Origin of the sequence: Thermogemmatispora sp. (genome assembly GCF_042408735.1) — a bacterium.
Classification (GTDB): domain Bacteria; phylum Chloroflexota; class Ktedonobacteria; order Ktedonobacterales; family Ktedonobacteraceae; genus Thermogemmatispora.
Window position 1 is genome coordinate 1 of record NZ_JBHOQV010000158.1, and the last position, 13,006, is coordinate 13,006.

The 13,006-nt window shown below is 60.8% G+C and carries 10 protein-coding genes; 5 read left to right on the forward strand and 5 right to left on the reverse strand.

What is annotated here, in order from left to right; all coding sequences use genetic code 11:
• Positions 1–24: 24 nt before the first annotated feature.
• From ACFMO7_RS18040 to ACFMO7_RS18050, 3 genes are all read left to right on the forward strand, one after another.
• The gene (locus ACFMO7_RS18040; RefSeq protein WP_376796881.1) at positions 25–1,668 is read left to right on the forward strand and encodes a long-chain fatty acid--CoA ligase; all 1,644 of its coding nucleotides are present in this window, start codon (positions 25–27) and stop codon (positions 1,666–1,668) included.
• Positions 1,646–2,611: a ribonucleotide-diphosphate reductase subunit beta gene (locus ACFMO7_RS18045; RefSeq protein ID WP_376796882.1), complete on the forward strand. Its 966-nt coding sequence runs from the start codon at positions 1,646–1,648 to the stop codon at positions 2,609–2,611. Before ACFMO7_RS18040 ends, ACFMO7_RS18045 begins: the two co-directional genes overlap by 23 nt.
• 407 nt (positions 2,612–3,018) lie before the next feature.
• On the forward strand, positions 3,019–3,297 hold the full coding sequence (locus ACFMO7_RS18050; protein ID WP_376796883.1) for an Lrp/AsnC family transcriptional regulator: 279 nt from the start codon (positions 3,019–3,021) through the stop codon (positions 3,295–3,297).
• 57 nt (positions 3,298–3,354) lie between these two features.
• Here ACFMO7_RS18050 and ACFMO7_RS18055 read toward each other — a convergent pair whose 3' ends face one another.
• The 3 genes from ACFMO7_RS18055 to ACFMO7_RS18065 form a co-directional block, all read right to left on the reverse strand.
• Positions 3,355–3,885 (reverse strand): DinB family protein, encoded by a 531-nt coding sequence (locus tag ACFMO7_RS18055; RefSeq protein ID WP_376796884.1) that lies wholly within the window; start codon positions 3,883–3,885, stop codon positions 3,355–3,357.
• Positions 3,886–4,233: 348 nt separating this feature from the next.
• A complete protein-coding gene (locus tag ACFMO7_RS18060; protein ID WP_376796885.1) occupies positions 4,234–5,802 on the reverse strand; it encodes an MFS transporter in 1,569 nt (522 codons plus the stop codon).
• Between the two features lie 482 nt (positions 5,803–6,284).
• Positions 6,285–6,917 (reverse strand): histidine phosphatase family protein, encoded by a 633-nt coding sequence (locus ACFMO7_RS18065; RefSeq protein ID WP_376796886.1) that lies wholly within the window; start codon positions 6,915–6,917, stop codon positions 6,285–6,287.
• Positions 6,918–7,230: 313 nt separating this feature from the next.
• Here ACFMO7_RS18065 and ACFMO7_RS18070 point away from each other — a divergent pair, with 313 nt between their 5' ends.
• Together ACFMO7_RS18070 and ACFMO7_RS18075 are read left to right on the forward strand one after the other, a co-directional pair.
• Positions 7,231–7,965, forward strand: coding sequence for a response regulator (locus tag ACFMO7_RS18070; RefSeq protein WP_376796887.1), 735 nt, complete (start codon positions 7,231–7,233; stop codon positions 7,963–7,965).
• Between the two features lie 227 nt (positions 7,966–8,192).
• Complete coding sequence (locus ACFMO7_RS18075; protein WP_376796888.1) at positions 8,193–9,056, forward strand: PHP domain-containing protein; 864 nt, start codon at positions 8,193–8,195, stop codon at positions 9,054–9,056.
• A gap of 17 nt (positions 9,057–9,073) precedes the next feature.
• Here the strand turns inward: ACFMO7_RS18075 and ACFMO7_RS18080 are convergent, their stop codons facing one another.
• Together ACFMO7_RS18080 and ACFMO7_RS18085 are read right to left on the reverse strand one after the other, a co-directional pair.
• On the reverse strand, positions 9,074–11,356 hold the full coding sequence (locus ACFMO7_RS18080) for a transglycosylase domain-containing protein (protein WP_376796889.1): 2,283 nt from the start codon (positions 11,354–11,356) through the stop codon (positions 9,074–9,076).
• A 791-nt stretch (positions 11,357–12,147) separates the two neighbouring features.
• Positions 12,148–12,813: a helix-turn-helix domain-containing protein gene (locus ACFMO7_RS18085; protein WP_376796890.1), complete on the reverse strand. Its 666-nt coding sequence runs from the start codon at positions 12,811–12,813 to the stop codon at positions 12,148–12,150.
• Positions 12,814–13,006: the final 193 nt, after the last annotated feature.

Genomic DNA, 13,006 nt, shown 5'->3' on the forward strand with positions numbered 1-13,006 from the left:
GTCGACTAACAAGGAGGTTTGCGCATGGTCGAAGCCAGGAACATCAGGGACATCGCTGACCTGCGGCTTCAGTACGACCTGGCGATCTACAACTGCCAGCGCTTTGGCACCTACGAGGCCCTGGTCTATGAGGACCCCCAGTTGGCGGAGCCACGCCGCTACAGCAACGTAGAGATTGCCCGCGAGGCCGTGCAATTGGCCGCCGGCCTGCGCGCCCTCGGTATCCAGACTGGTGACCGCGTGATGGTCATGATCCCCAATTGTCCCGAGGTGATCATCTCCTACCAGGCCATTGCGCGCGCCGGCGCCATCGTCATTCCCGTTCTTCCGCTGCTGAAGCCGCCCGAGGTCCAATACATCGCGCAGAACTCGGGTGCGCGCCTGTTGATCACCAGTCCGCTGCTGCTCCCACTTCACGGGGCCAGCCTGGCCCAGGTGCCGACCCTCGAACAGCTCATCGTTGTTGGTGATCCGGCAGCCGCCGGAGGACCTCTGCCGACAGAGCGGCTCCAGGTCCACGCCTATCAGGACGTTCTCGCGCGAGGGGCAGATTACGCCGACTACTATCTGAGCGACCTGCCCGGCGTCCAGCTCAGTCCCGATGACACCGCCGTCATCCTTTACACCTCTGGCACCACGGGGCGTCCCAAGGGCGTCATGCTCTCCCACCGCAATTTGGTGGCCAACGCCGTCAGTGGGCGTGGCGTTGGCGGGGATGAGGATCCCCAGGCCGCCGAGAGCCAGGGCGAGACCCATCTCGCTATTCTGCCTCTGGCCCACGCCTTTGGACTCGTCGCCTCCAACGTCGCCTACCTCAACGGCGCCCGGATCGTCATGTTGCCGCGCTTCGACACGACTGCCGTCTTCTCGGCCATCGAGCGCTACCGGGTCTCCGGTTTTGCCGGGGTTCCCGCCATGTTCGTGGCCCTCCTGCATAGCCCTGATGCCGACAAGTACGATACCAGCAGCCTGCAGTACTGTGTCAGTGGCTCGGCCCCCCTGCCTGTGGCCGTTTTGGAAGCCTTTGAAAAGAAGTTTGGCTGTCGTATCCTTGAAGGCTACGGCCTCTCGGAGGCTACCGCCGCGCTCACCGGCCACAATCGTGAGATGCCGCGCAAGCCTGGCTCGGTCGGCAGACCGTTGCCGGGCGTCGAGATCCGTATCGTCGATGAGAACGACCAGGATGTGCCGGTGGGCGAGGTGGGCGAGATTATCGCCCGCGGCCCCAATATCATGCAGCAGTACTACAATCTGCCCGAGGAGACGGCGGCCACTATGCGCAATGGCTGGCTGCATACCGGCGATATGGGACGCATGGATGAGGATGGCTACATCTACGTCGTAGAGCGCAAAAAGGACCTGATCATCCGCGGTGGCTTTAACATCTATCCGCGCGACGTTGAGGAAGTTCTCAACCGCCATCCCGCGGTCATCGAGTCCGCCGTGGTGGGCATCCCCTCCGAGCGCATGGGAGAGGAAGTCAAGGCTTTCGTGGTCACGCGCGAGCCCGTCGATGCCGAGACGCTCAAAGCCTTCTGTCGCGAATACCTGGCCAACTACAAGACGCCGAGTGAGATCGAGTTCGTGGACTCCCTGCCGCGCAACCTTGTGGGCAAGATCGATAAGAAGGAGCTGAGGAGGCGTTATGTCCAACAGCCCTCACAATAGCAGTCACTCGCTAGAGACCGCTCCGCTCTCTCAGTTGCAGGGGACGCCGATCGATGCGGTGCTCAATATCATCGATCAGGGTCTGGTGCATCTGCCTGGCTATCGTGAGCTTTACTATCGCTGGGAGCGCCAGCAGTGGCAGGCTCAGGAGCTGGACTTCAGCTATGACCGCCAGCAGTGGGAAGCAATGCCAGCCGAGGAGCGGCAGGCGCGCATGTACGGCCTCTCGGCCTTCTTCAAAGGGGAGGAGTGCGTGACCAATACGCTGGCTCCCTACGTGGTCGCTATGCCAGATGAGGAGATGCGCCTCTTCCTGACCACCCAGCTTGTCGACGAGGCTCGCCATACGGTCTTCTTCGATCGTTTTTTCCACGAGGTGCTGGGCGTTGAGCAGGAGAGCCTCGATGGCGCTTTGCAGGTGGCCGTCGGATATATGAACGAGCACCTGCGCTCCATCCTGATCGAGGCCCTGGCAGAGATCGCCGAGCGTATCCGCCAGGAGCCGGGCCAGCTCTCCCACCTGATCGAGGGGGTGACGCTCTACCACATCATTGTGGAGGGTACGATGGCTCTGGCTGGCCAGCGCTCCATTCTGGAGACCTACCGCCAATTCAACCTGTTCCCGGCTTTCCGCGCCGGCTTTACCGCCGTGGCGCGCGATGAGTCACGCCATGTGCTCTTCGGGGTCAAGTTTCTGCGCGACATGATCCAGCAGGATCGCGGGCGAGCGCAGATTGTCTACGCCGCCGTTCAGAAGTATCTGCCGACCGCTCTGGCTGGCCTCACTCCCCCAGAGCGCGAGATTCCGCAGTACCTGGCGGCCCGTGTCGATCCCTGGCAGACCCCGCGCTACGCTGTTGAGTCGCTCCGCAAAAAGCTCAAGGGTATTGGGCTGAGCATGGAGCTACCCAGCGTACCGCCCCCGCCCGTCTTTCAAGCGTAAGGGAGAGGCCATCCACCTGCCAGCTCACAGCCGGGACCCCAGCCTCGACCAGCCAGCCCATCGGTCAGACCCGCCCGCTCCCGGGCATTGGCCACCCACGAGGTGGGCGGATAGACAGGTGAGCGGACAGGCAAGTACAGCAAGTACAGTAAAAATAGGGCCGGGCAGCCTGAGCAATTGCTCAGCTCTCCGCTTGCCCGGCCCTCAACTCAGGCTCGTCCTCTTATCCCAAGGGGCTGGCAGCCCAGCCAGGGCGAGCGCGGGAGTGCGGCCCTTCTGAATAGCCGAGCTGGCCAGAGCTGCCACGTCAAATGCGCCTGCTCACCTCCTGCCAATCACAGAGCGGTGCAGCGCCCACAAGAATACATACACAACGAAAGAACAACGAGGGAGAAAGAGGGATTGCGATGATTACAGCCCTGGTACTGATGAACGTTGAGAGAGGACAGATCAACGAGACAGCGCAGCGACTGCTGGAGATTCCCGGAGTGGCCGAGGTCTATTCGGTCACCGGCGATTATGACCTGGTGGCGCTGCTACGCCTGCCACGCTACGAGGACCTGGCCGAGGTCGTGACGGGGAAGATGACCGCCATCTCAAGCATTACGCGCACCCATACCTTGATGGCCTTTCAGTGCTACTCACGGGCCGACCTACAACAGGCGTGGGACCTCGGGGTCGAATAGCAGCGAGGAAGGGCGCTGGTCCGCCACCAGGCCACTCCGAGCGGTCTCCTCCTGGCTTCAGATGGGCATCCCCTGCTTGCCCAGCTCGCCGCGGATGTGGGCGATCTCGCCAAGATGAGTAAAGCAATGCGTCAGGCAGATCTGGCCGATGGCCTGGATGGCCGGCATCTCTCCCAGGGGCTTCACCTTTACGATGCGCGCAGACAGCTCGGCGCCTCCATCCTCGATGGCCGCCAGATAGCTTTCAAACTCCTGCCAGACGCGGGCCGCATACTGCAGAAATAGTGCGGGGTCAGCGATCCGAAACTGCCGCGCCTCCTCGCTACTCATGCCAGTCCCCTGGACACGCGGCGGCAGGCCCAGGCGCGTATGCCACTCTTCCTCATTCCAGATGGGCTGCCGGCCCTGCAAAATAAAGCGCAGGATATTATCCTCTGTGCGCACGCAGTGCCAGAGCAGAAAAGCGATCGTATTGACCTGTCCCGGTCCCAGATAGTGCCACTCCTCCACGCTGAGATCGCTCACACTGGTGCGCATCCACTCATGCAAGCGACGCTGCTCCAGTCGGAAGAACTCGATGATATTCATGGTGACAGCTTTCCCCTTTCTGTCACTTGCCTGGCCTGGCCCTCCGCCTCGCTGCGGCTGAGCTTTCGAGCGGCCCCAGGCCGAGTCAAGCCGACCTCGGCGCCGGCTCCCTCCCTTCTTTGGTTCCCCTCGTTTCCTTCCTGGCCCTTCGCTGCCCAGAGAAACCAGGCAGGCAGCAAGAGAAGAAAAGACGGCGCGCTCTCACGAGCTATTGTACACGCCGTCATTGCCTTCTGCTATGTTGCTGGCTAACGTTCTCTTGCTCGCTCGCTGGTGGAGCTGCCTCGAGCCGACGGAGCCTGCCCGCTCCTACTGAAGCGGGAGGGCGCCAGCGCTGTCCAGATCGGCCTAGCGCGAGAGCAGCTCGCCCACAGCCACGCGCTCAGTCAGGAGGGAGGAAGAAGAGGCCGGAGCCTCCTTCTCGACCAGCTTGTACTCTCCGGAAATCTCCTCCAGCGAGCGACCGCTAGGCTCGGGGAGCGTCAGCAAGGTCAGGACCAGGCCAGCCACCGAGATCACGGCGGTGAAGGTCATCACGCCAGGCAGATGGAAGCTGGTCAGCAGGAAGGGGAAAATCAGGGCGCCGATAAAGGCGCCAACCTTCCCCAGGGCCGCCGCAATGCCGTGCGCGGTGGAGCGGATCATCACCGGGAAGATTTCGGCGGGGTAGACGAAGGTAGTTACGTTGGGGCCGAACTCGGTGAAGAAGTAGCTCACACCGTAGACCAGCAGGAAGGGTACCGTTAGCTGGGTCAGGGCCGGGAAAATCGCCAGCAGCCCGTAGGCCAGGGCCATCATGGCAAAGCCCACGCACTGAATCCACCTGCGCCCCAGGCGGTCAATGGTCAGCGCCGCCACAATGTAGCCGGGGAAAGCGGCCACCAGGAAGATCAGCAGCGTATAGACCATGTTCAGCAGCAGGCTTGAGTGCCCGTTGAGGGACTTCAAGACCAGCGGGCTAGAGATGGTCGTGCCATAGTAGGCGATATCCAGCAGCAACCAGGCACCAGCGGTACCAATCAGCCAACGCAGATAAGGGGCGCGTCCGAGGAGCGGGAGCCAGGAGCGCTTTTTCTGGGCGCCCGAATTCGAGCCGTTGGGAGCGACGGACTGGGGGGCGGGCCTCGACCGCTGCTGAGTCAGAGCCAGGGCCGAAGGGTGAGCGCCGTTGTGTCCATATCCATTCTGGCCGGTCACCTGACTGACCGTCGCCGCCGCGGCCTCCAGATCACCCTGCATCATCAAGGCGAAGCGGGGCGTCTCCGCGATTTGGCGACGCAGATAGAAGGTGGCCAGCGCGGGTACCGCTCCCAGAGCCAACATCATGCGCCAGGTCAGATCGTGGTCCAGCCCGGCCAACAGGAGAGCAATGGCGACCAGAGGACCCAGAATGAGGCCGACCCCCTGCATGGCAAAGACCATCGTCACCAGCTTGCCACGATCGCGCCGGTTAGCGTACTCGCTCATCAGCGTCGCGCTCAGGGGATAGTCGCCACCGATCCCCAGGCCCAGAATGAAGCGGAAGATGATCAACCAGACCACGTTAGGGGAGAGAGCGGAGGCTAAAGCCCCTGCCGCCAGCACCAGCAACGTGAAGCCGTAGATCGAGCGCCGCCCCACGAAGTCGGCGAGACGCCCAAAGATCATCGAGCCAAGGGCTGCGGCGATCAGCGAGGTGCTGCCAACGAGGGAGATCTCAAAGTTACCGAGGTGCCAGAGGGGCGTCAGAATCGCGAGGACAACACCGATAATAAACAGGTCATAGGCGTCTGTGAAGAAGCCCATGCCCGAGGTGATCATCGCCTTCCAGTGGAAACCTGAGAGGCTACTGTTGTCCAGTGCGTGCAAGACAGATTTATGCGTTTCAATAGCACTATCCACGGCTGCAATCCGGGATGGCTCTCCGCCATCAACCATATGTGTTGTGTCTCCTTGCTTCAGGGACATGTTTTCGACTCACACCAGTTCTAGCAGAATCGTAGCGCGCCAATGTTATGTCTTTGTTAAATTAACTTTAAGGCCGGTTAACAAAGGAGTACAGGCAGGAAGGCAGGCAGGAAGACGGGGCGCGCCACCTTCTTACCTTGCCCACCGGAGAGCCGGCTGGCAAGGAGAACTGGGGAGCCGCGGCAGTCGTCTCGCTGCTCCGGCTGGGCAGACCGAGACGACTGCCTGGCCCTCTTTGCCCACTTTCAGGGCCTCTTTTTCTCTTCCTTTCACTTTATTACAACACCGCCGGTAGCCTGGTCATGCCCAGGGCCTGGGCCAGCCTTGTGGTGGACGGCGGGTCGTTCCAGAATGGGCCAGAACGGGAGAGAGGCGTCCTCACCTTTCCTGGTTACTGGCTAGCCGGGCCAGACGAGCGCTGGAATGGCAGAGCGCGCCAGCAGGCAGGCCCCTCATTCCATCTCTCGGAGGTGACAGGCATCGTTGTAGCAGAGCAGATGCCAGCAGGCACGTTCTCCCAGGAAAGAAGTTCCATAATACCAGTGAGTGATAGAGGTATTCTGTGTCTGGAATCGTACCGCGGGAAAAGCGAGAGAGTTAAGGCCAAAGAAGTAGATAAATGAGCCATCGATCACGCCACCGTGGCAGACCACCACGATAGTCTTACCGGCATACTCGTGAGTAATGCGCTGAAGGGCGCGCCCCACGCGGAGCATGAACTCGGACCAGCTTTCGCCCTCCGGTGCGCCTGGCCGGAAAGGATTCTGCTCGAAATCGGGGGGACCAAAGCGCTGCAGAAACTCCTCCTCGCTCAATCCGGCGGCCTGGCCCTCATGCATCTCTTGCACTTCATCATCGAGCACGATCGGGAGGCCCAAAGCAGGAGCGATAATCTCAGCCGTCTGATAGGCGCGGCGCAAGGTACTGGAAATCAAAATATCAGCGGCGATTTCATGCGTCGCGGCCAGACGATCGCGCAAGCGCTCGGCCTGTCTGATCCCTCGAGGGGAGAGGTCCAGATCGCCGAAACGATGCTGAACCGCATTCAATGACTCGGCATGCCGGATCAGATAGAGATGGGTCATAAGCAGCGTCTCCCTTGTTTCTCTTCAAGACTGAGTCCTGCGCCAGTCAGCGCTGGACGAACGAGACCCGCAGCGGCCCAGAGGAGCCATGCATGCGACGGAGGAGCCATGCGAGTCGGTAGCAGTTGACTGCGTGTGTGTGTGTGCACCTGCTTTTCTCCTTTCATGCTACCATGTGCGCCAGTCGCCGCACAACAAGGGGGGAAGAAGCCCAGGTGGGCGCAAAGAAGAAGTATAGTATAATGAAATGAAGTGATTCAGAGTGATACCTTCCTATCTCAGCCAGCCAGAGAGACGAGGACGGAGAAGAACCGTGGCGCGCAAGATTCTCGTGGTAGACGATGAGGAGGTTCTGGTTGATACCATCGCCTACAACCTGGAGCAGGCCGGCTATCAGGTGATCACGGCGGCGGATGGCTACAGCGCTCTGGAGGCGGCCCGTAGCGAGCGCCCCGACGTCATTCTGCTTGATATTATGCTGCCCGGCCTTGACGGACTTGAGGTTTGTCGGCAGTTGCGGCGCGAGCCGGAGACCGCCACCATTCCTATCATCATGCTCACCGCCAAGGGAGACGAGATCGACAAAGTGGTCGGCCTCGAGGTGGGGGCCGATGACTACGTGACCAAGCCTTTTGGCCGTCGGGAGCTGCTAGCGCGCATCCGGGCCTTGCTGCGTCGTGTTGAATACGGAAGTCCCTTCGAGGAAGAGAGTCTGCGCGGCAGCAACGAGGCACCCGCGCGGCCCAGGCGCGAACTGGTCGCCGGTCCCCTGCGTATCGACCTCGACGGTCGCCGTATCTTCTGTCGCGATCAAGAGATCGAGCTGCAGCCCAAGCAGTTCGACCTCCTCGTCTATATGGTGCGCAACCGGGGGACCGTGCTTACCCGCGACCAGCTTCTCCACAACGTCTGGGGCTACGACTATGTCGGCGACACCCGCACGGTTGATGTCCACGTGCGCTGGTTGCGGGAGAAGATCGAGGAAGATCCCGCCAATCCCAAGCTGATCCAGACCGTACGAGGCGTTGGCTACTGCTTCCGCCGCTGAGAGCCGGGGGCTAGCCAGCCAGCCAGCGAGAGGGCAACGGAGCCAGAGCCAGGGTGTAGTTCAGCAGAGCGAGTCGACAGCCACTGAGCCAGGCCAAGACGGCGTTCCCTTCTTCAGCGGGGGGCGTCGCTCCTCTATGGCCGACTTGCTGACTCATTCAAGCGAGAGAGGGCCGCTCAAAGCAAAGCAACCCACATGATCCTATCATCAGCCGAAGGAGTTTAGTGTTGGACGTATTCACAGCACCGCTCAAGCTTTCTCCAGAAGCGCCCATCGACCTGCACATGCACACCACCTACAGCGATGGACGCTGGACAGCCGATCAACTGATCGACTACCTGGTCCAGGAAGGCTTTGCGCTGGTAGCCGTTACAGACCATGACCGTGTCGATACCATCAACACGGTGCGCGAGCAGGCCGCAGCCAGGGGATTGCCCGTGCTGGCCGGCGTTGAAATGAGCACCACCTGGCGCAACCACTCGGCGCATGTCCTCTGCTACGGCTTCGACCCCGAGACCACTCACCTGCGCGAGATCATCGCGGACGTCAGGCGCCGCCAGCGAGAGCAGACCCGCGAGGTCCATGAGGCCCTTAAAGGACGAGGCTACCATTTTCCGCGAGCGGCAGAGCTACTGGCGGCCAGCGGAGGCGAGCCACAGCAGCCGCGCGACAACGCCCTGCTCCTCATCGAGCATGGCTACGCCCGCGACTGGCAAAGCGCCTTAGAGATCCTGCGTGAAGCCGGCCAGCGGACCATTCATCCCGAGATGGCCGCGACCGTGGAGGCCGTTCATCGCAGCGGAGGCGTGGCCCTGATCGCCCATCCTGGACGGCGCGAGCGAGGCTTCACCTTCTACGATCCCGCTCTGCTAGATGAGGTGAGGGCCGAGGTGCCGCTAGATGGCATCGAGGTCTACCACCCCTACCACAGCCCCGAGATCATCGAGAGCTACCTGGCCTATGTCGACAGGCACGACCTCCTGCTGAGCACCGGCTCGGACTCCCATGGGCACGCCGGACGCATGCCGATCAAGTACCGCGCCGAGATCAGCCGACGGCTGCTTGAACGTCTCGGCGTTCAGGTAGGATAGAGGCGGTTGCCTCTATCCTACTCGCCATTGTGGACGATATACCAGTCGGTTGAGGTGAGTCCCTGATAGGAGACGGTCTTCTTCACCACGCCAGGCGGTGGGCCAGGGAACTGCTCAACCGGCTTGCCCTTCTCCACCAGCAGCATCGTATCGTGCCAGATGGGACCAGCGCCATCAACACCAATGACGTTGATCATTGGCGAGTTATCGTCATTGCCGACCCAGACCCCAACCACCGCATCGGGCGTATAGCCCACCGTCCAGTTATCCATAAAGTTCTCCGACGTACCCGTCTTGGCCGCCGCAGGGCGGACCACGCCGGGGTTGCCGGCATAGCACTGCTGCTGCGTGTTGCTATAGAGGTAGAGGGCACTGCACTTTCCAAACTCGTAGGTACGGTTGTTGTTATCGCTGAGCACATTGGTAACCACAAAGGCCACCTGGCGGCTGATGACCCGCTTGCCCTGGGGCACATAGCGGTAGACCAGATGCCCCTGGGCGTCCGTGACCGTGTCGACGGCGTGGGGCGGTACCCGAATGCCGCCGTTGTCAAAGACGGCGTAGGCAGCAGTCATATCCAGCAGGTGGACCCCCAGGGTGCCCAGTACCATCGTATAGTTGGGGGTGCCGACATAGCTGGTGATCCCCATAGCCTCCGCCGTCTTGAGGGCATTATCGACTCCGACCTGCATCAGCAACTTAACCGCTGGGATGTTGAACGAGTTCTGCAAAGCGTAGCGGTAAGTGATCAGGCCATGATAGCTCATATCATAGTTATGAGGCGTATAGGGCGGCAGGCCACAGCACATCTGAATGGTTAGCGGGCCATCGTAGACCGGCATACCCGGGCTGACTCCCTGGGCGAAGGCCGTGGCGTAGATGAAGGGCTTAAAGGCCGAGCCAGGCTGGCGATAGCCCTGGGTGGCCACGTCGAACTGGCCGGTGTTGGGGTCGTTGGGGTGAATGTTGCCGATCAGCGTCCGGATGGCGCCCGTACGCGGGTCCATCACGACTACCGCGGCATCGCTCATGTGATGAGAGGCCATCTTCTGAATCTGCTTCTTGGCGATGTTGAAGACCTGCTTCTGCAGATTCAGGTCGAGCGTGGTATGGACGATCAGCCCGCTGCGGGCGAGCTGCGAGACCTTCACGTGCAGGACCTGAGCCAGCTCATTGAGGGCATAATTGATGAAGTGAGGGGCATCAGGACTATTCTTCACCACGCCGCGATGCAGGAAATTTGGCTGCTGCATCTCGACAATGGCAGCTCGCTCTTCCTGGGCAGTGATGTAGCCCTGAAGGCGCATCTGGTGGAGGACATCCTTGGCACGCTGGAAGGCCGCCGGCCAATTGATGAAGGGATCGCGGGCGATCGGCGAACTGGGGATGCCAGCCAGCATGGCCGACTGGGCAATATCGAGCTGAGCCGCCGCCTTCTTGGTTGGAGTATCTTTGAGGCCGAAGTAGGTGAAGGCCGCGGCCTCGGCTCCATAAGCCTGCTCACCGTAGTAGACGGTGTTCAGGTACATCGAGAGAATCTGCTCCTTGGTATAGTAGCGTGTCACCTGCGGAGCAAGAATGATTTCCTGGAGTTTTCTAATGATAGTATCCTTATTACCGACGATAGCATTTTTAATGAGCTGCTGGGTAATGGTGCTGCCGCCGGAGACGATACGGCCGTGCGTCAGGTCGTCGAGGGCGGCACGCACGATGCCGGTGATATCGTAGCCTGGGTTGCTCCAGAAATTCTGATCCTCGATAGCGATTTCAGCATGCTGGAGATGAATGGAGATCTGGGAGAGGGGGACCGTGGTTTGCAGACCGTCGCTGGTCATCTGATAGATCAGATCACCATCGGCATCGTACATCTTCAGGTTATCTTTGGGCAGAATATCGGCCAACGTGACGACCTGCTGCCCAAAGCGCTCCTGGGTTGCGCTGACCAGGCCCGCCACTCCTACCAAGACGCTGGTGAGGACGATAACCACTGCTAGCGAGATCAGGGCCAGCGGCATCAGCGTCCACTGGGTACCGATCTTCTCGGCCAGGGCATAGCGCAAATTGCTGCGATGGAGGTTCTTGCGCTTGTAGTGACGTCTGAGACGCCAGCCGCGTGGGTGGGTCACCAGATGGGGCGCCTCGTAGTAGACGCCCACTGGAGGTTTTTCAGGGCGCTCCTCCAGGCGTTGCGCGGCAGCTGCCCGGCTGTTGGCCGGCAGGCGAGCAGGAAGGTGCAGGACCTCCGTCTTCTCTCCCGCCGACTCTCCTTCCAGAACCTCTATCTGCCTCTCGTCGGACATAGTCTATCCCTTCTTCTCTCTCCTGCTTGCTTGCTTACGAATGGCAAGGCAGGGCTAGCGCGGAGGCTTTCCCTGCCCATGCTGCTGGCTGCTGATCCTTCTCGGAGACAGTAGCTACCATGACCCGCTCCCTCAAGGACGGGAGGTCGTTTGAGAATCAAACGGGTCCTTATATCCAGAATAGCAGATAACAGAAACTGACAATCTATCTCAATGGAGTGGATTTCACAGGAAATGTAGAGTCGTGCCCGCTTTCGCTGCTCCGCCCTCTGGGCAGGAGCGGCCACAAGAACCGGCTTTCACTAATGCTGTGCTTATTTCTTTCTGGTCGTACCCTTATTCACGAACGAACGAGCAGCACCACCAGTCACCGCCCCTCTCTCCTCCAGGCTCTTCGCGGGTTATATTCATATTGTAACACAGAATGTACCATTAATTCAATTGTAGACCGCGGATCACGGAATACTTTCTAGATTACGGCTGAGATCTGCCGCCCGCTCATCCCCCAGAGCGTGGCGGGCTTGTGCTGCTCACAGGTGGTAATACGTCTATCCTTCCCCGTTTGTATCGGGGGAAGCGCTCCATAGGAGAGAAGGGTACGTCAGCGCTCTGTTAAAGCGGGCGGAGGAGAGGACGGGCAGGGAGGGATGAGGAAGAAAGGGAGAGGTCAGCCAGCTCAGGGGTGAGAGCCAGCAGCCTGGTTAAGGAGGAGGGTGCTTCAGCCCACTCGATTCTGCCGGAGGTCTGGTCTCTTCGGGAGAGAGAGGAAAACATTGCAGGAGATGAAGCCTTCAGGAGGGCTGACCCGGGTTCTCGCCCAGAGCGGCCTCGATCAGGGCTGGCAAGATCTCATTGGTCAAGCGCTGGATCTGATACAGGCTTTCGGCCCAGGGCACTTCCTGATGGTCACGGTTGCCCTGGACTTCGGCCAACTGGATGAGAGTTTCGTCGACGAGGCTTCGAAAATAGAGGAAGGCGCGGACGGCGTCGGCCACTGGCACGTGGGAAGCGCGGGTAATCGAGCCGTACTCGTAGCCGAGGCGGGCAGCCTCATGCAGCAGCTCCGGATAGGCGCCGGCGTCGGTCAGAGCGCGCAGCAGCAGCTCCAGCAAGCGGCGTCCCAGGCGGCGATAGGCTTCGCGAGCGGCCTCGTCGAAATGGCGATGCCAGGGCAGGCTATCCAGCACGCCCTCCGCCCAGGCTTCGCGCACGCGCCCCAGCACGCTCTGCACGAGCAGGCGAGCGGCGGGACGAGGTTTGCGCTCGCTTTCCTGGCGCAGGTGGGCCTCGATATCGGAGCGGCGGAAGCGGCGGTGGCCTCCACTGGTGCGTCGTGAGGGCAAGGCGTTGCGGTCAGCCCACAGGCGTACGGTTGCTGGATGCATTCCTAGCAGCTCTGCAGCCTCGCGCAGGCTCAGCCACTCCTCTTCTGGCCGTGGCGTAGAAGCAGACGTCATGGCCCGACCTCCCTTCGAAACCAGGGCCGGTGTGGTGCCGACAGGCGAACGACGAACGGATCTCTGAGGGTCTGGTATATTTTCTGTGCCTAATGGTCGTCAGGCTTCACCAGCTGACTGCACGTCTCTCCCCTGTAAATAGATTGTATGGGAATTGCGCATGCCCGTCAAGGCTGCTCTCTTCTCACGCCAC

Excerpts from the sequence above, each read along its gene's own strand:
- ACFMO7_RS18040 (WP_376796881.1), top strand. The coding sequence starts at position 25 with ATGGTCGAAGCCAGGAACATCAGGGACATCGCTGACCTGCGGCTTCAG.
- ACFMO7_RS18045 (WP_376796882.1), top strand. The coding sequence starts at position 1,646 with ATGTCCAACAGCCCTCACAATAGCAGTCACTCGCTAGAGACCGCTCCG.
- ACFMO7_RS18050 (WP_376796883.1), top strand. The coding sequence starts at position 3,019 with ATGATTACAGCCCTGGTACTGATGAACGTTGAGAGAGGACAGATCAAC.
- ACFMO7_RS18055 (WP_376796884.1), bottom strand. The coding sequence starts at position 3,885 with ATGAATATCATCGAGTTCTTCCGACTGGAGCAGCGTCGCTTGCATGAG.
- ACFMO7_RS18060 (WP_376796885.1), bottom strand. The coding sequence starts at position 5,802 with ATGGTTGATGGCGGAGAGCCATCCCGGATTGCAGCCGTGGATAGTGCT.
- ACFMO7_RS18065 (WP_376796886.1), bottom strand. The coding sequence starts at position 6,917 with ATGACCCATCTCTATCTGATCCGGCATGCCGAGTCATTGAATGCGGTT.
- ACFMO7_RS18080 (WP_376796889.1), bottom strand. The coding sequence starts at position 11,356 with ATGTCCGACGAGAGGCAGATAGAGGTTCTGGAAGGAGAGTCGGCGGGA.
- ACFMO7_RS18085 (WP_376796890.1), bottom strand. The coding sequence starts at position 12,813 with ATGACGTCTGCTTCTACGCCACGGCCAGAAGAGGAGTGGCTGAGCCTG.